The following is a 19,122-nucleotide window of genomic DNA, read 5'->3' as shown; positions in this document are numbered from 1 at the left end:
AATGACACCGGCCCGATGGGGAAGGTTGCTTGGAGACGGCTACGGAAGGAGAACCATGAGCACTGCACCTGGTACTGCCGCAGAGCTGAGCGTCGATGCCCGCCGGACCCGGCGTTCGCTGGTCGCCGGGACGGTCGGCAACTTCGTCGAATGGTACGAGTTCGGGGCGTACGGCTTCTTCGCGACGGTGATCGCGGCGAACTTCTTCAGCAGCAGCTCGACCAGCGACGCCGAGAGCCTGATCAAGACCTACGCCTCCTTCGCGCTGGCGTTCTTCTTCCGCCCGATCGGGGCCGCGGTCTTCGGCCGGGTCGGCGACCGGATCGGGCGGCGGCCGACGCTGATCCTGGTCCTGCTGCTGATGACTGGCTCGACCACGCTGATCGGCGTCCTGCCGACGTACGCGACCGTTGGGGCGGCGGCGCCGTGGCTGCTGACCCTGGTACGGGCGCTGCAGGGGCTGTCCGCGGGTGGTGAGTTCGGTGGCGCGGTGTCGATCATGACGGAGTTCGCGCCCAAGACGAAGCGTGGGCTGTACGGCGCCTGGCAGTCTCTGACCGTCGCGCTCGGGCTGCTCGTGGGGGCTGGGCTCGCGGCGGTCCTGGCGACCGTACTGAGCAAGGAGGCACTGAACGATTGGGGCTGGCGGGTGCCGTTCCTCCTGGCGCTGCCGCTCGGACTCGTCGCGTTGTGGTTGCGGCTCAGGCTCGATGAGACACCTAGCTTCGCGAAGGCCCAGGCTCAGGCTCAGCCGCCGGCAGACAAGGCTGAGGTGGCCAAGGCGATCGCGCTCGGCATCGGGCGATTGATGGGCTGGTCGGCGGCCGGGTACACGTTCCTGGTCGTGATGCCGTCGTACCTGCAGGCGACGTTGCACGCGAGCTTCCAGCAGGCGCTGGTCGCGACCGTGCTGGCCAACCTGGGGTTCGCCGTGTCGATCATGCCGGCGGGCTGGCTGAGCGACCGGATCGGGCGACGGCCGGTGATGGTGACGGGCGCGGCGCTGGTCGTCGTACTGGCGTTGCCGTTGATGAACCTGCTCCAGGACACCGGCAGCTCGAATGCGGCCAAGGGGGCCGCGGTCTTCGCGGCGGGACTCGTCGTCGGGTTGATGGCTGGGCCGGGACCGGCCATGCTGGCAGAGATGTTCCCCACCAGAGCGCGGTACACCGGTCTCGGGCTGGCCTATTCGCTGTCGAACGCCGTCTTCTCGGGTTCGGCCGGCCTGATCATCACGGAGCTGATCAAGCGCACGAAGAACGTCGACATCCCGGCGTACTACGTGATCGCCACCTGCGCGGTCTCCGTGATCGCCCTGCTGACGCTCCGCGGCGACGACCACAAGCGCGAGTTGCGCGACTAATGCGCGTCATCGGCCTGATGTCCGGCACCTCGTTCGACGCGATCGACGCCGCGGCGGCCGACCTGCGGATCGAGGACGGGCAGATCGTACTGACTCCGCTGGGCCTGCTGAGTCAGCCGTATCCCGTTGCGCTGCAGGCGGAACTGACTGCATCGTTGCCTCCAGCAACCACAACGCTGGAGGAGGTTTGCCGGCTGGACACCGGGATCGGCCAGGCGTTCGCGGGCGTTGCAGCGCAGGCCGTTGAGCAGCTGTGTGGTGGGCACGCCGACCTGATCGTGTCGCACGGGCAGACCGCCTTTCACTGGGTCGACGAGGGCAAGGTCCGTGGCACGCTGCAACTCGGGCAACCCGCGTGGATCGCCGAAGCGACCGGTACGGCCGTCGTCTCCGACCTGCGGACCCGCGACGTCGCCGCCGGCGGGCAGGGCGCGCCGCTGGTGAGCATCGTGGACGTCCTCTGGTTGCGCGGCCGCCCCGGTACGCCGGTCGCCCTCAACCTGGGCGGGATCGCCAACATCACCGTCGTCCCGGCTGTGGATGACCCGCTCGCCTTCGACACCGGCCCGGCCAATGCATTGATCGACGCCGTCGTGCGTGAGCTCACCGCTGGTGAGTCCACCTTCGACGCCGACGGAGTGATGGCCGGGCGTGGCCAGGTCCACCAAGAGCTGTTCGACCGCCTGCTGGCCGAGCCGTACTACGCGCGTCCCGCGCCGAAGAGCACCGGCAAGGAGCTGTTCCACCTCGGCTACCTAGCTGAGGCGATGAGTGGGCTCCCGCCGGTCGAACCGGATGACCTGGTCGCCACGGTGACTGCGTTGACGGCTCGGACGGTCGCGGACGCAGTACGCGCCCATGGCGGGACAGAGGTCATCGCGGCCGGGGGTGGGATCCGCAACCCGGTACTGATGCATCTGCTGGCGTCTGAGCTTGGCGACGTGCCGTTGCTGGCCACTGATGAGCTGGGGATGCCGTCAGCGGCCAAGGAGGCGTATGCGTTCGCAGTACTGGGGTTCCTGACGGTGAACGGGCTTGGCGGGACTGTGCCGAGTTGTACCGGCGCACGGCACACCAGTGTGCTCGGGTCGATCACGCCTGGGGCAGGGCCTCTGCCGGTGTCGCCGCGGCCCAAGTGGGCACCGGTGGGCCTACTGCTTGACCCGGGCATCGTGTGACGATCCAGCGATGATCAAGGCCCAGGAGATCGCCGTCGACGGGCGGCCCGCGTTGTTGACCGTGCCTACCGAAGTACCGGTCCGGGCGGGGGTTGTCGCGCTGCACGGGTCTAGCAGCTCGTCATTTGAGCAGCCGATCTTCGAGCACCTTGCGGCGACACTTGCGCCGCTGGGGATCGCGGTCCTGGCTTTCGAGCGGGCGCCTTGGCCGTATGACGACGTGGACATCCCGTACGCCGTCCAGGCCTCGGGTGCTGTTGCCGCGTATCAAGAGTTGAAGCTGCACTACGACGTACCGGTCGGGTTCTGGGGTGTTAGCCAGGGGACGTGGGTGGCGGCGCTCGCTGCGCAGCAGTTGCCCGAGACGGCGTTCCTGCTGCTGCTCGGGTGCGCCGGGGTGAGTCCTGCGGAGCAGATGCGGCATGCGACGGAGCTGTCGGTCCGGCGGGCCGGGTACGGCGATGAGGCCGTTGCCGGGGCTCTGGAGATCCGTGATGCCGTCGCTGAGCTGCTGCGGGGCAAGGCGCGGGGTGAGGTGGCACGGGACTCGGCGGAGCGGGTGGCTGTAGATGAGCTGCTGCAGCGGCGGTCGGGCGAGCCGTGGTTCGACCTGGCCGGTATCCCCGTCGACCTGGGCGACGAGCTGCCGGTATGGCATGAGATCGACTTCGCATCCGAGCCGCTCTACGCGACCGTCAAGTGCCCGGTACTGCTGATGCACGGCGAGGACGAGGCCAACCTGCCGGTACCGGAGACGCTGGAGGTCTGGCGACGGGCCGCGGCCGCGTCGGGCAACACTGCCGTCGAGAGCGTCCGGATCCCAGGAGTCGGTCACTGGCCGGGTACGCCGGATCGCTCGGTGGAGGGGATCAGTGAGGACTACACCGCGATCCTGCGCGACTGGTTCACTCGTTGACCCAGGCAAGGATCAGCCGGGCTGACTCCTCGGGCGTGCCGTCGCCCGGCACGGACCGGGGGACCAGCTTGCGCATCTCGGCGGCGTCCTCGAGCGCGCCGGCGATCTGCTGCTCCGGCCAGTCGCGCTCGGTCAGGCGCTTGCGGCGGATCGCGTCCGGGCAGTCGAGGTGCAGCCAGCGGCCCTCGGGCAGCTCGGTCGGGATGCCCGGGGTGAGCAGCAGCATGGGAGTACCGGACCGGCGGACGAGCTCGGTGATCCGCAGCCACAACGCGTTGTACGCGGGCCAGTGCCGCGCGGCGGACGGGTCGGCGATCGTCACCCCGAGCACCCGGCCTTCGTGGTCCAGCAGCTCGTCCATGTCCATCACGACGAGCTGTTTCGAGCGCAGCCGCAGGAGCTCCGGGATCACCGTCGATTTGCCGGCGCCCGGCGCGCCGCACACCACGAACAACCTCGTCACGCCTCTATTCTCAACACCTCCGCAACCCCCTGTCGTGCCGACCTCCGCGACGCCCGCAACCCCTGCCGTGTTGACCTTCGAGTTGGTCGAAGACCCAGGATCGGCGGCATGACAGACGAGCTGCTGACGATCAGCGCCTTCGCCCGCCAGGTCGGGCTGACCCCGAGCGCGCTGCGCTTCTACGACGACTGTGGGTTGCTCCGGCCGGCCTCGGTGGACGACCAGAACGGCTACCGGTACTACGCCCCGTCGCAGGAGGCACGTGCTGCGTTGCTCCGCGACCTGCGCGAGATCGACCTGCCACTGGCGGAGGTACGGGTGGTGCTCGACGAGGGGGCGGCGGAGGGGGTGGCCGTAGTGCAGGCGCATCTGAAGACGGTGGAGGGGAAGGCGGAGGCGGCTCGGCGGGCTACTGCGCGGATCCTGGCCTCGCTGCCGGCTGTGCCCTACGAGTGCGCGGTCACGTTGGGTGGGGCCGAGCTGGCTTCAGCGATCCGGCAGGTGGCTGCGGCTGCGGCCTCGTCGGATGAGATCCCTGCGCTGGCCTGTGTCTTCCTGGAGCTTGGTGAGGACGAGGTGGCGGTGGTGGCGACCGATCGCTACCGGCTGTCGGTGCGGAAGCTTCAGCCGCTCGGGTTTGCCGGGTACCCGCGCAACCTGCTGGTCCGGGCGTCCGAGCTGACGGCGTTGGCCCGGTGGGTGGGCGCTGCTGTCGAGGTGCGGCTGGAGACTGGCCCGGCCGGTACTGCGCTGGTCGTCGACGGCGAGTCTCGGGTGGTACCGGTCGTGGACGAGGAGTTCCCGGCGTACCAGTCGATCCTCGACGGACTGACTCCGCCGGCCTGCCGGGTGGTTGTGGACCGGCAGCAGTTCATGGCCGTGCTGACCGGTGAGACGGTTGCCCTCGACATCGACTCGGGCAAGGTCACGGTGACGGCGGTGGAGCCGGTCGGCTATGCGCGCGGCGAGCTGCTCGGAGTACTGGAGGGGATCGGGTCGGGGGCTGCGCAGCTCGGCTTCTCCGCCTCGCTCCTGGCGGCAGCACTGAGCGTCAGCGTCGGGCCGGACGTCTTGCTGGAGCTGACTGCCGTCGACCGGCCGGTAGTGGTTCGCTCGGCCGACCAGGGGACGTTCACCACGCTGGTGATGCCGACCCGCCTCGACGGGTGAACCGGAGCTTCTACGGCTGGTTGGCAGGCGCGACACTCTCGTCTTTCGGAGATACGACGCTGTTCTTCGCCCTTGGCTGGGCAGCGTCGGCACTCGGCCCGCACGTGGCCGGTCTCGTCCTGACCGGCTTCACCCTGCCCAGAGCCGTACTACTCCTCGCAGGCGGCGTCCTGGGTGACCGCTGGGGCCCACGCCGAGTACTGCTCACCTGCTACTTCCTACTAGCCTTCCTGACTCTCCTGCTGGCTCTCGCCTTCAAACTGACCGGTACTACGGCAACGCTGCTCCTCCTGACCGCCGGAGTCATCGGCACGGTCGACGCCTTCGCCCTACCCGCAGCGGGCGCGTTCCCTCGCCTCTTCGCCGACGACGCGACGCTGCCCAAGGCGATGGCTCTGCGCACCTCAACGCAACAGGTGGTGACCCTCGCGGCCGGCCCACTCGGCGGCCTCCTGGTCGCGACCGCCGGTCTGGTCGGTGCTCTGCTGATCGACGGCATGACCTTCGGGGTCGCCTTCGCCTGCCTGCTGGCCATCAGGCCTCCGCTGAGCACGGACGCAGCTCCTGGCAAGTCCGTGGTGAAGGAGGCCCTCGACGGCATCCGCCTCGCCTGGTCCGAGCCGGTACTCCGTGCCCTGCTGCTCACCGTCGGCCTGACAGCGGCCTTCGTGCTGCCGGTGACGTCGCTGTGCGTCCCACTCCTCGCGCGCTCACAGGGTTGGCCGGCGTCGCAGGCTGGGCTGATCGTCGGGGCGACCGTCGTCGGCAGCCTGCTGGTGACGCTGGTTGTGGCCAGGGGCGGCGGGTTTGCTGTACCCGGTGCGGCGGCGGCTTTCGGGTGCCTAGTGGCTGCGGGAGGCATCACCGGGCTTGGGCTGTCGTCAGTCGGCTATGCGGCGGTGTTGTCGGCGTTCGTCCAGGGGGTTGGGGTCGGGCTGTTCACGTCTCACCTCGCGCCGCTGTTCGTCGCCAGTACTCCGCGCTCCCACCTGACCCGGTTGCAGTCCCTGCTGTCCCTGGCCCAGACGCTGCCACTGGTCGTCTCCATGAACTTGCTCGGGGGCGTGGCGAGTACCGGCGCGCAGGTCGCAGTACTGACTTGCGCGGCGGGCACAGCGCTCGCAGGAGCGACTCTGCTGAGTAGTCGAAGCGTCCGGACAGCAGTAGTAGGAGTACCTTGAGACATCGGAGTCGGTGGCGCCTCAAGGTCGAGCGCGCCTTTGAACCTCCGGTGTGACGAGGCGATGTAGATGTCGTTACCCCTGTTCCTGCCGTCCGCTCAGCTCGTGCCATCCGGCCAGGGCCAGACCGAGCCACTGCGGCTCCGGCCGTCCGACATCACGCTGGGCGTCATCTTCGCCGAGCTGAACGCCGCCCGGTCGGCGAACCAGGTCGAGCGTGGCGCCCCCAGGATCGGGGCGGTCGGCGGCCCGCGGGCGGACCGCCTGCTGCAGAGCCTGGAGGCCTGCGCGGCCGCCCTGGGCGAGCGCAACCTGCCGATCCCACCGTCGATCCGCGACGAGCTCCGCCTCCGCCGTGCCCTCTACGCCCCCCGCGGCCGCAACTAGCCAGTACTAGACCAAGGCTCCCGCCTTGGCGCTGACGGACGTCCGCGGCCGGCGGTAGACGTAGTGGGTGACTACTGCCGCGATCACCCAGACCGCGGCCAGGGCGGCCATCGAGAACTTGTCGCCGTCCTCTTCGTCGAAGAGCGCGAACATACAGAGGTTGACCGCTGCGTGCCCGGCGGTGGCGACGGCCAGGTTGGCGCCACGGGCCGACTGCAGTACTGCGCCCATCACGACCGACAGGCCGACCGTCATCACGACGAACAGGCCCATGTAGACGAGGCCGTACTCGAAGCCGCCGATGTGCCAGAAGCCCCACAGCAGGCCGACGATCAGCGAGGAACGTAGTGCGGAGAAACGGGTCTGCAGGTAGGGCTGGAGGTAGGCGCGCCAGCCCAGCTCCTCGCCTGCGGCCCCGACGACCATCGTCAGGACCATTGCCCAGACCGGGAAGGGCAGCCCGCCGCTCCACCAGCTGTGACCGGCTGCCGCGTGGATGGCGATCGAGCCCGCCATCGCCGCCAGCACGATGCCGACCATGACCGCGGACCGCCCGGCGACGTCCGCAGCCGGGGTGAAGCGCACCTGCACCTTGGTACTGCGCCTGAACAGCAGGTACATCACCCCGACCGCCAGGGCCGGGGCAAACTGCACCAGCTGGATCAGGTCGGGATCGGGGCCGACTCCGGACTGCAGCGCGTTGAGGCCGCCTGAGAAGACCATGGTGGTCACGTAGAACACCAGTACTCGCAAGAACATCCGTCTACTCCGTCGTGTAGGGCGAGAGCAGCAGGTCGAGCTGGGCTCGCAGGAAGTCGGTGAGAGAGCCCCAGCCGGTGACGGCCCAGACCTGTAGGGCGCCGTTGAAGCAGACCAGGGTGAGGCGGGCCAGCGCCGCGATGTCGACGTCCGGCTTGAGCTCGCCGGCCTCCTGGGCGGCCGCCAACAGCCGGGCGGAGCTGTCGACGATCGCGGCCGTATGCGCCAGCGCGTGCGCCCGGAACTCAGGGTCCGCGACATCCAGCTGGACGAACCCGAGCCCGTTGCCGAGCTCCTCGCGGTGCTGGATATGCGCCACGCTCGACAGCGCGAAGTCGCGCAGGGTGGCCAGCGGGGAGGTGTTCCTGGCCTCCGCCTCCGCGACCGCCCGGAGCACCATCAGCGGCGACCGGGCCGCCGAGGCAAGCAGCAGCCCGCGCTTCGACCCGAACCGCTGCATCAGGGTCGGCGGGGCGAGCCCGATCCGGGCGCCGACCGCGGCCAGGGTCAGCTTGGTGGGGCCCAGTTCGGCCAGTACCTGACGGGTCGCGTCCAGGATCGCGTCGTCGCTGATCAGGCGTGGTCTGGCCATGGATCTCCCGCCGCAGAGTTTACGAATGACTGTTCACTAACTGCCGGAAGAGTAACAGATCACTGCAGCCTCAGTTATCCGAGATGACGGCCTCCGCTCTGGGCCGCCTTTGCCGTACCAACGGGGAGTTCTTTCATGCGTGTCGCCCGGATCGCCTTCGGCCTGCTGCTGGCTCTGGTGGGATTGCTGATCACCGCCGCGGGAGGGGTCGCGGCCTTCTGGCTGGTCGGCCCCGACAACACCGTCGACACCGGCGCGCAGTCGCTGGCGAGCAAGGGGCTGGCGGTGATGACCGCGCCCGACCTGATCGACCGGCACGGCCCGACGCTGCACGTCACCGCGACGGCGGCCAAGCCGGTCTTCGTCGGGATCGGCCAGGACATCGATGTGGCCAGTTACCTCGGCGGTTCGCAGTACACGCGGATCATGCACTTCGACCTGCCGGCGACGTTCGACAGCCAGCAGCTGACCGGGACGGTCGCGGCACTGCCCGCGCCGGCCGGTCTGGACTGGTGGACGGCCAAGGCGAACGGCCCCGGCAAGCAGTCGGTCGGGTGGCAGATCGCCGACGGCCGGTACGACGTGGTGGTGATGAACGCCGACGGTTCCCCCGGCGTCGACGCGAAGGTGACCTTCGGGGTGGAGATCGAAGGTCTGTTCGGTACTTGCCTGATGGTGTTCGGCGGCGGGTTGCTGGCGTTGTTCATCGGCCTGCTGCTGATGTTCGTCCGGCGCCGTCGGCAACCACTCCCGCCGGTCCCGGTCGTCAAGCCGCTGAATCTGCAACCCGTGATGCCCTACACCCCACCGGCCGATTCGCCCCGGCCCAGCTCGGTCCGCCGGGCAGTCGGGGTCGCCACGGTGGTGTTGCTCACGGCAACAGGTTGCTCGGGCATACCGCCGAAGAACGTCAGCCAGGAGGTGACCACCAAGCCTGCCGTAACGCTGGCCGACGGGCAGGCCGTCATGGACCGGTACGCCGAGGTCCGCGGCCGGGTCAACCAGACCAGGGACGCCAAGCTGGCCGAGTCGATCGAGGCCGGCCCGCGGCTCGAGCAGTCCCGCGCCGGCGCCTTCATCAGTCGCAAACTCGATCCGGCGGGCAAGGACACGGCGTCGGCCGACAGCTACGAGGACATCGAGATCGGCGCGCCCGAGTTCGCGGCGTACCCGATGAAGTTCGTCAGTACGGCGAAGCTGTCCACCGACCCGACGCGCGGACAGCTCGGGGTGTGGGAGCGGAAGAACGCCGGGTCGCCGTGGCTGCTGACGCATGCCGTCTTCCCGCTCGCCACTGAGAACGTGCCGCCGATGGATGGTGTGCGGATGCCGACCAAGACGGACATGGCGAAGCTTCCGCTGCTGCCCCAGGCGGCCGGCGGCAACCTCGCGCAGTACCTGTCGGAGGGACCGGCCTCCAAGCAGGCGGCGCGATTCGTGGCGTCGACGGACCTGACCCAGGTGCTCGCGAACCGTGCGAAGGACAAGCAGAGCCAGGTCGCGAAGGACTACATCTCAACGGTCACCGACACGTTCCGGCCGACCGGCCAGCCGACCGTCTTCATCGCTTCGAACGGTGACGCGCTGGTGTTCCTCAACCTGACCGAGCAGTTCCTGCAGCAGGTCGAGCCCGGCAACTACGCCAACTGGACCAGCGGCGCGGTCTCGGCGTACAGCAAGAACGTCAAGTACTACCAAACCCTCCGTCAGGACTATCTCCACGAGGTCGCCATGGTCATCCCACCCACCGGCAAGACCCGGGTCCTTGCCATCCGCACCCAGGTCGTCGGCGGCGGGGGGAGCTGACATGCGCTACCTGGCAAAGCAACTGGCGATCGGCGCACTGCGACGCGGTCAGCCGATCCAGCAGTTCCTGGGGCCCGCGACGGGCTTCGAGCTGGCCGGCATCCGGTACCTCGAGATCCGTCCCGCGGCGAGGTACGAGCTCTACCTGTACTTCGCGGAGGATATCGGCACCGACCAGTTCTTCGACGTCGGCGAGTTCCCGTCGCTGGAAGTGCGGGACGAGGAGGACGGGTTCGGGCGGTTGATCGCGCGCGCCGACGAACCCGAGCTCGCGCTGGAGACGGCGAGGCGGCTGGCCGGGGCGGCCATGGATCGCTGGGTGAATGCGGGTCTGGTGGAGGCGGAGTACGTCGACTACCTCGTCGCCGGGCGGCCGGCGGATGCTGCGCTGGACGGGTACCGGTGGCCGGTCCAGGCAGATCCGCCGAGCCTGGTCAGCGACGGAATGTGGCGCTGATCGTGCGGCCGTAGGTCTGGTGGGTGTCGTAGGTCAGGCGAGTGCCGGTCATCGTGTGCTGAAGCTTGACGCCTGGATCGGCGGTGACGTTGCTGAGCCACTGGCCGAGGACCGTCACCGTGATGGTGGAGCGGGTTGTGGTGGGGTCTGAGATGGCGATGGTAGTTGTGCTGCCTCGACGTTGAGCCAGGAAGGACGCGGCGCCTTCGATGGTGTAGTTGAGGACCTGGTGGTGGCCGGGGGCGAAGGTGTTGGCCGCTGTGAGGTTGAGGGTTGGGTGGTGGATCGCCTGCAGGCGTGGGGTGTTGGAGAGCAGGTGGAGGCGGCCGCGGTAGGAGCGCAGGGTGGCCTCGGTGGCGTGGGGGATCAGGGCGTAGGCGAGGGATGCCCGGCGGGTGGTCTGGTGGGTCGTCTCGTGCGTGAGGGTGAAGACCTGCTTGCTGACCTGGGTGTCTGGGTTGGCTGTGCGGATCACGCGGCGGCTGCGGGTCACTTGCTCAAGGCCTGCAGTTACAGGGGTCGGCTGGAGGAAGTAGTAGCCGAGCGAGGTGGATCCGTTGGCATAGCGGAGCCAGGCCAGGTCGGCTTGGCCTGGGCCCGACCAGGGGCGGCCGTTGCGTAGTACGCCGGTCAGCTGTACTGCGTCAGTCGGTGCAGCGAGCCGTGCGTCGAGCGAGGTGGTGACAGCGCGGCCGGCCGCATCACCGACGCCTGCGGCCAGTACGACGATCTCGTCGTCGAGCAGGAACCACGACTTGGTCGACTCGGCGTTGCGGTAGGTCACGAAGCCGGCGGGGAGCTGCAAGCGGTCGGCATAGGCCTGGTCGCTCGACTGGACCCAGCCGGCCGCCCCGTAGGCGCCTAGCGTCGCGCCACCGGAGTACTGGTTGGTGCCGACGGGGAAGTAGACGTACTTGTTCTGCAGCTCCGACGACGCGGTGAAGTCGGGCGGGTTGTCGTAGTAGGCGGTGCCGTAGAGCTCGGGGATCGACTTGCGTTGCTCTACGGGCGCAGTGACCCCAGCGAGCCCGTATGGCGACACAGTGGTCAGGTAGTCGACGCCGTACGCCTGCGTCTGGTCCTGGCCGCTCAGGTACAGGTAGTAGGCGCCGTCGCCCTGGAACCACGGCATCAGGTTCTCGCCGCTCATGTATTCGTACTTGCTGATCCGCTGTGAGCTGCGGGCCAGCGCGAAGGCGTATCCCGGCCTTCGGTGCACGGTCCGGTCCATCGAGTTGAACGCGACAGAACTCGCGGCCGGGTTGAGATCCATCGGCTTGATGTTGCTATTAGCAACGATGTCGGCGAAGCGGGTGATGCTGACCGGAGACACGAAGCTGGTCGGGTTGAGCGTCGGGCGGGCGGTGAACTTCACGTAGCTCTGGAGTCTGGCGGCATCGGCGGGCGCCGCGTAGCCGGCCAGGTCGACGATCGCCTCGACGACCACCGCGACATCGTCGTACCCGGTCGCGGGCCGGGAGATCGCGCGGCCCTTGACGATCTCCATCATCCAGCCCTCGAAGATCAGCGGCGCGAAACCGTGTTCGACCCACCCCTGCACGACCTTCACGAGCTCGTCGCTCGACGCGTACGCCGTGCCGTCGAGCGTCTTCACCGTCTGCACGACGCGGGTCAGCAGGCCTTTGCCGTAAGAGCCCGTGTACGCGACCGAGTCGTGCTGGATGAAGGAGCCGTCGGCGTAGTAGCCGTCCGTGACGCCGTGCTGCAGGTGGTACGGGTCGATCGTCGCGAAGACGGTGAACTGGTCCTGCAACGCCTTCCGGATCCGGGCGTCGTCGTCTAGCAGCGCGCCCTGCAGGATGCGGTTGGCGGTGATGTCGGCGAGGTTCGCGCCGGTGTGGAAGCGGGAGTCGAGGTCGACGTCGCCGTTCTTGCCGTTGCGGAGGTAGGCGTCCATCGACGCGACGTACGTGGTGATCAGGTCGGCCGGCGCGTCGAGCAGGGCCAGCGTCTTACCGGCGTACTGCGAGATGCCGATCTCCCAGGTGAACCAGTTGCCGTAGTACCCCTTCGACTGGTCGCCGTAGTAGTTCGCGTGCAGCCAGCGCAGCTTGTCGAGCACCCTCGCCTGTACTGCGGTGTTGCCCTGCAACTCGGATGCCGGGCCGGGTCGCCGGGTGGCGAGGGCGATCTCGTAAAGATGCTGGAACGAGGCGCTGAGGTTGGGGTCGCTCGTGCCGAGGGGGAGACCGGCGAAGAGCTCACCGGGCTGGGCGCGGTCGAGTGCGGCCAGCCAGGTGCGGGCGGTCTGGTCGATGGCGGCGAGCTTGGCCTTGACCTCTGGGCGGGCGTTCGATTCCGGCGTACCGGTGAAGATCTCGAGCGTGTTGGCGAGCAGTTGTGCTGCTTCCGAGGTGGCTTGGGCCTGGGCCGGCGCGGGATTGACCGCGGTCAGCAGGGCGGCGGCGGGGACGAAAGACAGCAGGCGGCGACGGGTGATGTCCACTGGTACTCCCGGGCGAAGGGGAAAAACCTCACGCCGCGAGTCAATCAGGAGAAAGTTAGTTACGGCAATCGCTTACCGGTGTATGCTTTAGATGAAAATTCAACTTCATGAGAGGTGGGCTCAGTGTCGTCAGTGCTGATCGTCGGAGGAAGCGGTGGCCTCGGCCGGGAGATCGCCCGGTACTACGCGTCGCGCGGTGACTCGGTTGTCGTCACCAGCCGGTCCGCCGAGCGCGCTGAGCAGGCCGCGACGGAGATCGGCGGGGACACGCGCGGGCTGGCCGTGAACCTGGCCGAGCCGGAGACGATCGAGAAGGCGCTCGTCGACGTCGGCGAGGTGGACCACTTGGTGATCACGGCGATCGAGCAGTACGGCAACACGGTCAAGGACTTCAGCATCGCCGACGCGGTGCGCGCCTCGACGGTGAAGCTGGTCGGGTACACGGAGGTCGCGCGGGTGCTGCATGAGCGGTTCCGTCCGGGGGCGTCGATCGTGCTGTTCGGTGGGTTGGGGAAGCTTCGGCCGTACCCGGGTTCGACGATGATCACCGCGACCAACGGCGCGGTCTCCGGCGTGATGCGCACCCTCGCCGTCGAGCTCGCCCCGGTCCGCGTCAACGCACTCCACCCCGGCATCGTCGGCGACAGCCCCGCATGGGCCGACCGCGACCAGTCCATGATCTCCGCCCGCACCCCCACCGGCCGCGCCGCCACCACGGCCGAGGTGGTCGACGCGACCGACTTCCTCCTCCGCAACGGCGCCGCCAACGCCATCGACCTCCACCTCGACGGCGGCATCCGCGTCGCCTAGTTTTAGCCCTCGGTCCACCGAGGGAGTCTGTGATGCAACGTGGTTACGAGGCAGCAGTCGACGGGCCGATCACCGTCGACATCGGGATGTTCGCGCAGAACGGCTGGGTGAAGGTACAGGTCCAGCCCGACTGCACCCGAGCAAAACTCGGCCTCGCCACCACCGACGACGACGGCCCGGCAGCCACGGCCGTCCGCGACGCCCTCGTCGAATCCGGCGAAGACGGCCGCCTGGTAGTCACCCTCCACGGCTCCGGCTCCTCGGGCTCAGGCTCCTCCGGCTCCTCCGGCTCCTCCGGCTCGGACTCCTCGGGCTCCGGCTCGGGTTCCGGTGTCGCGCCGGTGGAGATCACCGTGTTCGCGCCGCCTGGCAGCACCCTCATCGCCCGAACCGACAGCGCCAACATCGGCGTCGCCGGCCTCACCGAGGTCGACCTCAAGAGCGGCTCCGGCAGCATCGCCGTACCGTCAGCCACCCGCGTCTACGCCGAGTCAGCCTCCGGCGACGTAACAATCCAACGCTCCACCGACGCCACCGTCACCACCCACTCCGGAACCCTCTCGATCATCACCGGCAACCGCGTAACCGCCCACACCACCAGCGGCGATATCCGTCTCGGCACCATCACCGGCAACCTCACCACGAAATCAGTCAGCGGCACCATCACCATCGCCGACTTCCAGGGCCCCAAACTCACCGCCGACACCACCAGCGGCGCCATCACCATCCACGCCACCACCAACGCCATAGTCCACGCGGCGACCATCTCCGGCGACATCACCATCACCGCCACCACCACCCTCAACCTAAAAACCACCACCGCCACCGGCCAAATCACAGTGCCGTAGACGCGGTACTGCGCACGCTCCGGCGGCGGGAGCGTGCGCACAGCCAGCCCTGATGGGTGGGGCACCACCGCGGTTGCAGTCCGATTTTCTTGGCCAGTGGCAGGGTTTCGTACCGCTGGCCTGAAGCATCACGCCATCCGCACCAAAACCCGCCAGCCGACGCCGAAAAGCAGTTGCCTGAGGCACTTTGTGCACCACCTGAGCACTTCCCGGCGGTGGATCTGCTCACGTCGTGCACAAAGTCGGCCAGCCAGCCCACCCCGACCGGCCTTGCCATCGGCACCCCGCAACACGACCGGCTGTGCCAAGGTGAACCATCGGCTCATACCCCTCCGCGGGATCCTGCGAACCACAGTCCCTCACCACAGCACCACGCAACAACAGCACCTGCGCAGTACGGGGGCTACTGCTTCTGCCACCAACCCAGCGTTGGGGTGGTGCGGAGGGTGTTGGTGGCGCAGTGGATTTCGCCTTCGCTGACGTGGACTGAGGTTAGGTCGTTGGCGTAGGTGACTTGGTAGCCGATTGAGGCGAAGGACTTGGTGATGGCGGTGGCGAAGATGTCTTTGCCGTTGAGGAGGGGGCCGTAGGTTTTGGGGGCTACGTAGCGGCCGGCGTTGAGGACCAGGCCGTTGACTGTGCCGGGGATTTCGGCGACGGCGTCTCGCATGGCGTGGAGCTTGGCGGTCAGTCTGTCTTTTTCGGGGCCGTCGGGAGTGGAGCGGATCTGCGTTTCGAGCATGCCGTAGTCAAGGCCGCGGGCGGTGTAGAGCGCGGGGATGCGGATGATGTCGGCGTCGGTTAGGCCGTGCTGGCGCAGGATGTTGAGGTTGGCGGCGATCTTCGAGGCGGCGCGGGTGTTGGTGCCGACGAATTGCTCGTCGGCTAGGAACTCGTTCGTCGTGCGCTGGTCGATGCGTTCGTCGTACGGCCATTCGAGCTTCGGCAGGCCGCCGTGCATGATCTCGCCGCCATGCCCGGCCTTGACCACACCGCGCAGCAACTCAAGCCCGGCGGTCGGGTCGGCCACCACGGCCTTCCACCCACGAGGGCTCGCCGGTACCGGTACGAACTGGATGAACTCGTCGACATGGCCGATCGACAGCCAGGACGTGTCGACGGGGATCGGATTCTGCTTGCCCTGCGACTTCAGCATGGTGACCATCTCGGCGGCCGGGCCGGTCTTGTGGCCGACGCCGTCGCCACCGATGACGATCTGGCCGTTCGGGTGCCCAGGTGTCGCGGGCATCGTCTCGAGGTTGCCCATCGAGTCGTAGCTCTCGTTCTCGTACGGCTCCAGCACCGGCACATGCTCGGTATGCACGGCCGCCACATCACGCCCGGCAAGCTCGGTGAAGATCACCCGCGAGCCGACCCGGCGGCTGTCGTTGACCGACCCCAGCAGCACCTTCATGCTCTGCTGCTGACCACCAGAACCAGGCATCGACATGTACGCCGGCTCGAAGATGTCCTGCGTCCACGAGTCGCCGCTCTGGTCGAGGATCTTCAGCGAGGCACCCGACGCGTGAGCCTGCGACCGTACGACGTCCTGCCACCCCTTGGTCTCCTCGTCATCGCTCAAAGACGAGAACACCTGCTCCAACCGCTGCGTGTTGAGCTGCGTCAGTACCGGCGCCTCCTTCAGCGTCACCCGGTTGGTCGCCGTCTTGCCGCCGGCCGTCACGGTCAGCGTCACGTCGACCCGCCCGTCCCAGACGGCAGAGTCGCGGATGATGTCCTTGCCCTCGAGGCCGAGCTCGACCCCGTGGCGCACCTCGTCGGCGGTCAGCCGGGTGCCAGGCCCGACCAGCTGCCAGCCCTGCGCTCGCTTGACGAACAGGTGCACCCGGTTGGCCTGGCTCACCGCAAGCTGTCCGGTGGCGTCCTTCGAAGCGCCAAGCCAGGGAAGCGTCCGAATCCGGGCCAGGTCCTTCGCGTCGGCCGACCCGTTGACCACCGAGTCCGACGCGTCGTTGCAGGCGGCCATCTCGCGATCGGCCAGGTTCTGGTCCACCTGATGCGCCTTGACCAGTACCTCGTACTCCTTCTGCGCCTCGTCCTGGTCGGGCCGCTGCGCCAGCTCCTCCTTCTTCTTGTAGAACGCCTCGTCGTTGGCGGCCTCGCGATCGACCGCGGCCGCCGCGATCTTGAGCGCCGCAGCCTGGCACCGGCCCCCGTCGTCATCCAGGTTGGCCAGGAACAGGGCCGGCTGACCGGTCAGCAGTCGCGCGTACGGCGTACCGGCGGCTGCTGCGGGCGCGACCGCTCCACCCAGCACCCCCGCGGTGACGAAGCCCACCAGAAGCAGCTTGCGAGATACAGGACGTCTCATCCGAACAGATCCTCCACAGCCGGGAACAGGTCGGCTCCAGACTCCCGATCCGATGTCGGCAAGTTGTCAGGAACGTGTCCGTCTCCGGTCTCCGCGACAAGTGAGACGCAACACGCGGGGCGTGATGAGGCCGACACCGACATGACTGACCGGTAACCAACCAATAACATCGCTGGTATGCAGATCCTCGCCATCGTCGTCTCGCTCGCGATCGCCGCTGTCGGCGTCGCGCTGTTCGGCAAGACGATCGGGCACATCATCAGCGTGATCAAGCTCGGTCAGCCGGTGTCGCGGACCGACCAGCCGGGGCAGCGCACTGCGACGCTGGCCAAGGAGTCGCTGCTGCACACCCGGATGCTGCAGTGGAGCCACATCGGCGTCCTGCACTGGTTCGTCGCGTTCGGCTTCATCGGGCTGTTCCTCAGCCTGGTGACCGCCTTCGGGCAGCTGTTCAGCGCGCACTGGGTGCTGCCGGTGATCGGCCACTGGTTCGTCTTCGAGTGGGTCAGCGAGTTCCTCAGCTGGACCGGTCTGGTCTCGATCATCGGCCTGATGGTGATCCGGCTGCGCAACCTGCCGCGCGGTGAGAAGGGCCGGTACAGCCGGTTCTTCGGGTCGACGGCCTGGCAGGCGTACTACGTCGAGTACACGATCCTCGGCGTACTGGTCTGCATCCTGGCGCTGCGCGGGCTGGAGTACCAGCTGACCGGCGCCTCGAAGTTCCACTTCCCGAGCACGTTCTTCATCGGGTCCGGCGTCTTCGGCGGGCTGTCCGAGCACGGGCTGGAGAACGCGATCTACCTGACCGCGATGGTCAAGATCCTGATCTCGTTCGCCTGGATGATCACCATCTCGCTGAACGCCACGATGGGCGTCGCCTGGCACCGGTTCACCGCCTGGCCGAACATCTGGTTCAAGCGCAAGGCGGACGGAGGTACCGCGCTCGGCGCGCTGCAGCCGATCATGGTCAAGGGTGAGCCGATCGACTTCGAGAACATCGAGGAGCTCGACGAGGACGCCGCGCTGGGTGTCGGCAAGATCGAGGACTTCACCTGGAAGGGCCTGCTCGACTTCACCACCTGTACCGAGTGTGGCCGCTGCCAGTCGCAGTGCCCGGCGTGGAACACCGAGAAGCCGCTGTCGCCCAAGCTCATCATGATGAACCTGCGCGAGCACGCGTACGCCAAAGCGCCGTACCTGCTCGCTGCCGACGATGACGCCCGCAAGTCGCTGCCGGAGCTGGTACTGGCCGAGCAGGAGCGCCCGCTGGTCGGTCCCGCCGACGTCGCCGTGATCGACGAGGAAGCCCTCTGGGCCTGTACTTCGTGTGGCGCATGCGTGCAGCAGTGCCCGGTCGACATCGAGCACGTGGACGCGATCATGGACATGCGCCGGTACCAGGTGCTGATCGAGTCGTCGTTCCCGTCCGAGCTCAACGGGCTGTTCAAGGGCCTGGAGAACAAGGGCAACCCGTGGAACATGAACCCGTCCGGCCGGATGGACTGGGCCAAGGGGCTGCCGTTCGAGGTCAAGACGGTCGGTACCGACGTCGAGACGCTGGCCGAGGTCGAGTACCTGTTCTGGGTCGGTTGCGCCGGGGCGTTCGAGGACCGGGCGAAGAAGACGACGCAGGCCGTCGCCGAGTTGCTGAACATCGCCGGGGTCTCGTTCGCCGTACTGGGTGATGGCGAGACCTGTACCGGCGACCCGGCGCGGCGCGCGGGTAACGAGTTCGTCTTCCAGCAGCTGGCGATGCAGAACGCCGAGGTGTTCAAGGAGACCGGCGCGAAGAAGGTCGTCTCCACCTGCGCGCACTGCTTCAACACGCTGAAGAACGAGTACTCCCAGCTCGGCGTCGAGCTGGACGTCATCCACCACACGCAGCTGCTCAACCGGCTCGTCCGCGAGGGCAAGCTGACCCCGGTCGCTCCGGCCGACAGCTCGCTCAACGGGCAGAAGATCACCTACCACGACCCGTGCTACCTGGGCCGGCACAACCAGGTGTACGACGCCCCGCGTGAGCTGCTCGAGATCATCCCGGGCGCCGAGTTCGCCGAGATGCCGCGCAACCAGACGAAGTCGTTCTGCTGTGGTGCGGGTGGCGCGCGGATGTGGATGGAGGAGAAGACCGGCAGCCGGATCAACCTGAACCGGACCACCGAGGCGGTCGAGACCGGGGCGGACAAGATCGCCACCGGCTGCCCGTTCTGCCGGGTGATGCTCTCGGACGGTCTGACCGCCAAGCAGGCCGATGGCTCGGCTCGCGAGTCGGTCGAGGTCCAGGACGTCGCCCAGCTCCTGCTCGCCTCGGTCAAGCGCGGCGAATAAACCGTTCACTGCAGCGCACCCCACCACCGCAAGCTTTTTCTGCAGTTCATTGCAGCTTGCTGCAA

16 protein-coding genes are annotated in these 19,122 nt (G+C 67.9%); 11 read left to right on the top strand and 5 right to left on the bottom strand.

Features of this window, described 5'->3' with window-relative positions; translation table 11 throughout:
• Window positions 1–55 precede the first annotated feature (55 nt).
• Genes OHA70_RS09880 through OHA70_RS09870 form a run of 3 tightly spaced genes read left to right on the top strand, consistent with a single transcriptional unit; the run spans window position 56 to window position 3,457 of the window.
• A complete protein-coding gene (locus tag OHA70_RS09880; protein ID WP_328330858.1) occupies window positions 56–1,363 on the top strand; it encodes an MFS transporter in 1,308 nt (435 codons plus the stop codon).
• Window positions 1,363–2,541, top strand: coding sequence for an anhydro-N-acetylmuramic acid kinase (locus OHA70_RS09875; protein WP_328330856.1), 1,179 nt, complete (start codon window positions 1,363–1,365; stop codon window positions 2,539–2,541). The genes OHA70_RS09880 and OHA70_RS09875 overlap by 1 nt, the downstream gene beginning before the upstream one ends.
• A 10-nt stretch (window positions 2,542–2,551) precedes the next feature.
• The gene (locus tag OHA70_RS09870; protein WP_328330854.1) at window positions 2,552–3,457 is read left to right on the top strand and encodes an alpha/beta hydrolase family protein; all 906 of its coding nucleotides are present in this window, start codon (window positions 2,552–2,554) and stop codon (window positions 3,455–3,457) included.
• Here OHA70_RS09870 and OHA70_RS09865 read toward each other — a convergent pair.
• Complete coding sequence (locus OHA70_RS09865) at window positions 3,447–3,920, bottom strand: AAA family ATPase (RefSeq protein WP_328330852.1); 474 nt, start codon at window positions 3,918–3,920, stop codon at window positions 3,447–3,449. The genes OHA70_RS09870 and OHA70_RS09865 overlap by 11 nt on opposite strands.
• 108 nt (window positions 3,921–4,028) lie before the next feature.
• Between OHA70_RS09865 and OHA70_RS09860 the strand changes: the two genes are divergently transcribed.
• The 3 genes from OHA70_RS09860 to OHA70_RS09850 all read left to right on the top strand — a co-directional run bounded on the left by OHA70_RS09860 (window position 4,029) and on the right by OHA70_RS09850 (window position 6,658).
• Entirely contained in the window at window positions 4,029–5,090 is a 1,062-nt protein-coding gene (locus OHA70_RS09860; protein WP_328330850.1) for a DNA polymerase III subunit beta family protein, read from the top strand.
• A complete protein-coding gene (locus OHA70_RS09855; RefSeq protein WP_328330848.1) occupies window positions 5,087–6,271 on the top strand; it encodes an MFS transporter in 1,185 nt (394 codons plus the stop codon). Before OHA70_RS09860 ends, OHA70_RS09855 begins: the two co-directional genes overlap by 4 nt.
• A gap of 69 nt (window positions 6,272–6,340) precedes the next feature.
• Window positions 6,341–6,658, top strand: a complete 318-nt coding sequence (locus OHA70_RS09850) for a hypothetical protein (protein ID WP_328330846.1) — start codon at window positions 6,341–6,343, stop codon at window positions 6,656–6,658.
• A 6-nt stretch (window positions 6,659–6,664) separates the two neighbouring features.
• Here OHA70_RS09850 and OHA70_RS09845 read toward each other — a convergent pair whose 3' ends face one another.
• On the bottom strand, window positions 6,665–7,417 hold the full coding sequence (locus OHA70_RS09845; protein WP_328330844.1) for a CPBP family intramembrane glutamic endopeptidase: 753 nt from the start codon (window positions 7,415–7,417) through the stop codon (window positions 6,665–6,667).
• A gap of 4 nt (window positions 7,418–7,421) precedes the next feature.
• Complete coding sequence (locus OHA70_RS09840) at window positions 7,422–8,009, bottom strand: TetR/AcrR family transcriptional regulator (RefSeq protein WP_328330843.1); 588 nt, start codon at window positions 8,007–8,009, stop codon at window positions 7,422–7,424.
• Window positions 8,010–8,144: 135 nt separating this feature from the next.
• On the opposite strand from OHA70_RS09840, the gene OHA70_RS09835 reads away from it, so the two are divergent.
• Both OHA70_RS09835 and OHA70_RS09830 read left to right on the top strand, forming a co-directional pair.
• Complete coding sequence (locus tag OHA70_RS09835; protein ID WP_328330841.1) at window positions 8,145–9,815, top strand: hypothetical protein; 1,671 nt, start codon at window positions 8,145–8,147, stop codon at window positions 9,813–9,815.
• A gap of 1 nt (window position 9,816) precedes the next feature.
• A complete protein-coding gene (locus OHA70_RS09830; protein ID WP_328330839.1) occupies window positions 9,817–10,272 on the top strand; it encodes a hypothetical protein in 456 nt (151 codons plus the stop codon).
• On the opposite strand, the gene OHA70_RS09825 is transcribed toward OHA70_RS09830, so the two are convergent.
• Window positions 10,250–12,739 carry a polysaccharide lyase family 8 super-sandwich domain-containing protein gene (locus OHA70_RS09825; protein WP_328330837.1) on the bottom strand — a complete coding sequence of 830 codons (2,490 nt, stop codon included), beginning with the start codon at window positions 12,737–12,739 and terminating at the stop codon, window positions 10,250–10,252. The two genes, OHA70_RS09830 and OHA70_RS09825, sit on opposite strands and share 23 nt — an antisense overlap.
• A gap of 123 nt (window positions 12,740–12,862) precedes the next feature.
• Between OHA70_RS09825 and OHA70_RS09820 the strand changes: the two genes are divergently transcribed.
• Window positions 12,863–13,549 carry an SDR family oxidoreductase gene (locus tag OHA70_RS09820; protein WP_328330836.1) on the top strand — a complete coding sequence of 229 codons (687 nt, stop codon included), beginning with the start codon at window positions 12,863–12,865 and terminating at the stop codon, window positions 13,547–13,549.
• Between the two features lie 32 nt (window positions 13,550–13,581).
• The gene (locus OHA70_RS09815) at window positions 13,582–14,397 is read left to right on the top strand and encodes a DUF4097 family beta strand repeat-containing protein (protein WP_328330834.1); all 816 of its coding nucleotides are present in this window, start codon (window positions 13,582–13,584) and stop codon (window positions 14,395–14,397) included.
• 403 nt (window positions 14,398–14,800) lie between these two features.
• Here the strand turns inward: OHA70_RS09815 and OHA70_RS09810 are convergent, their stop codons facing one another.
• The gene (locus tag OHA70_RS09810) at window positions 14,801–16,729 is read right to left on the bottom strand and encodes a protein-arginine deiminase family protein (protein WP_328330832.1); all 1,929 of its coding nucleotides are present in this window, start codon (window positions 16,727–16,729) and stop codon (window positions 14,801–14,803) included.
• A gap of 177 nt (window positions 16,730–16,906) precedes the next feature.
• Between OHA70_RS09810 and OHA70_RS09805 the strand changes: the two genes are divergently transcribed.
• Window positions 16,907–19,057: a (Fe-S)-binding protein gene (locus OHA70_RS09805; protein ID WP_328330830.1), complete on the top strand. Its 2,151-nt coding sequence runs from the start codon at window positions 16,907–16,909 to the stop codon at window positions 19,055–19,057.
• Window positions 19,058–19,122 lie beyond the last annotated feature (65 nt).

Origin of the sequence: Kribbella sp. NBC_00382 (genome assembly GCF_036067295.1) — a bacterium.
Taxonomy (GTDB): domain Bacteria; phylum Actinomycetota; class Actinomycetes; order Propionibacteriales; family Kribbellaceae; genus Kribbella.
This window is presented reverse-complemented; position numbering and strand designations above follow the sequence as displayed.

Excerpts from the sequence above, each read along its gene's own strand:
- OHA70_RS09860 (WP_328330850.1), top strand. The coding sequence starts at position 4,029 with ATGACAGACGAGCTGCTGACGATCAGCGCCTTCGCCCGCCAGGTCGGG.
- OHA70_RS09845 (WP_328330844.1), bottom strand. The coding sequence starts at position 7,417 with ATGTTCTTGCGAGTACTGGTGTTCTACGTGACCACCATGGTCTTCTCA.
- OHA70_RS09840 (WP_328330843.1), bottom strand. The coding sequence starts at position 8,009 with ATGGCCAGACCACGCCTGATCAGCGACGACGCGATCCTGGACGCGACC.
- OHA70_RS09830 (WP_328330839.1), top strand. The coding sequence starts at position 9,817 with ATGCGCTACCTGGCAAAGCAACTGGCGATCGGCGCACTGCGACGCGGT.
- OHA70_RS09850 (WP_328330846.1), top strand. The coding sequence starts at position 6,341 with ATGTCGTTACCCCTGTTCCTGCCGTCCGCTCAGCTCGTGCCATCCGGC.
- OHA70_RS09880 (WP_328330858.1), top strand. The coding sequence starts at position 56 with ATGAGCACTGCACCTGGTACTGCCGCAGAGCTGAGCGTCGATGCCCGC.
- OHA70_RS09805 (WP_328330830.1), top strand. The coding sequence starts at position 16,907 with ATGCAGATCCTCGCCATCGTCGTCTCGCTCGCGATCGCCGCTGTCGGC.
- OHA70_RS09815 (WP_328330834.1), top strand. The coding sequence starts at position 13,582 with ATGCAACGTGGTTACGAGGCAGCAGTCGACGGGCCGATCACCGTCGAC.
- OHA70_RS09875 (WP_328330856.1), top strand. The coding sequence starts at position 1,363 with ATGCGCGTCATCGGCCTGATGTCCGGCACCTCGTTCGACGCGATCGAC.
- OHA70_RS09835 (WP_328330841.1), top strand. The coding sequence starts at position 8,145 with ATGCGTGTCGCCCGGATCGCCTTCGGCCTGCTGCTGGCTCTGGTGGGA.
- OHA70_RS09810 (WP_328330832.1), bottom strand. The coding sequence starts at position 16,729 with ATGAGACGTCCTGTATCTCGCAAGCTGCTTCTGGTGGGCTTCGTCACC.
- OHA70_RS09870 (WP_328330854.1), top strand. The coding sequence starts at position 2,552 with ATGATCAAGGCCCAGGAGATCGCCGTCGACGGGCGGCCCGCGTTGTTG.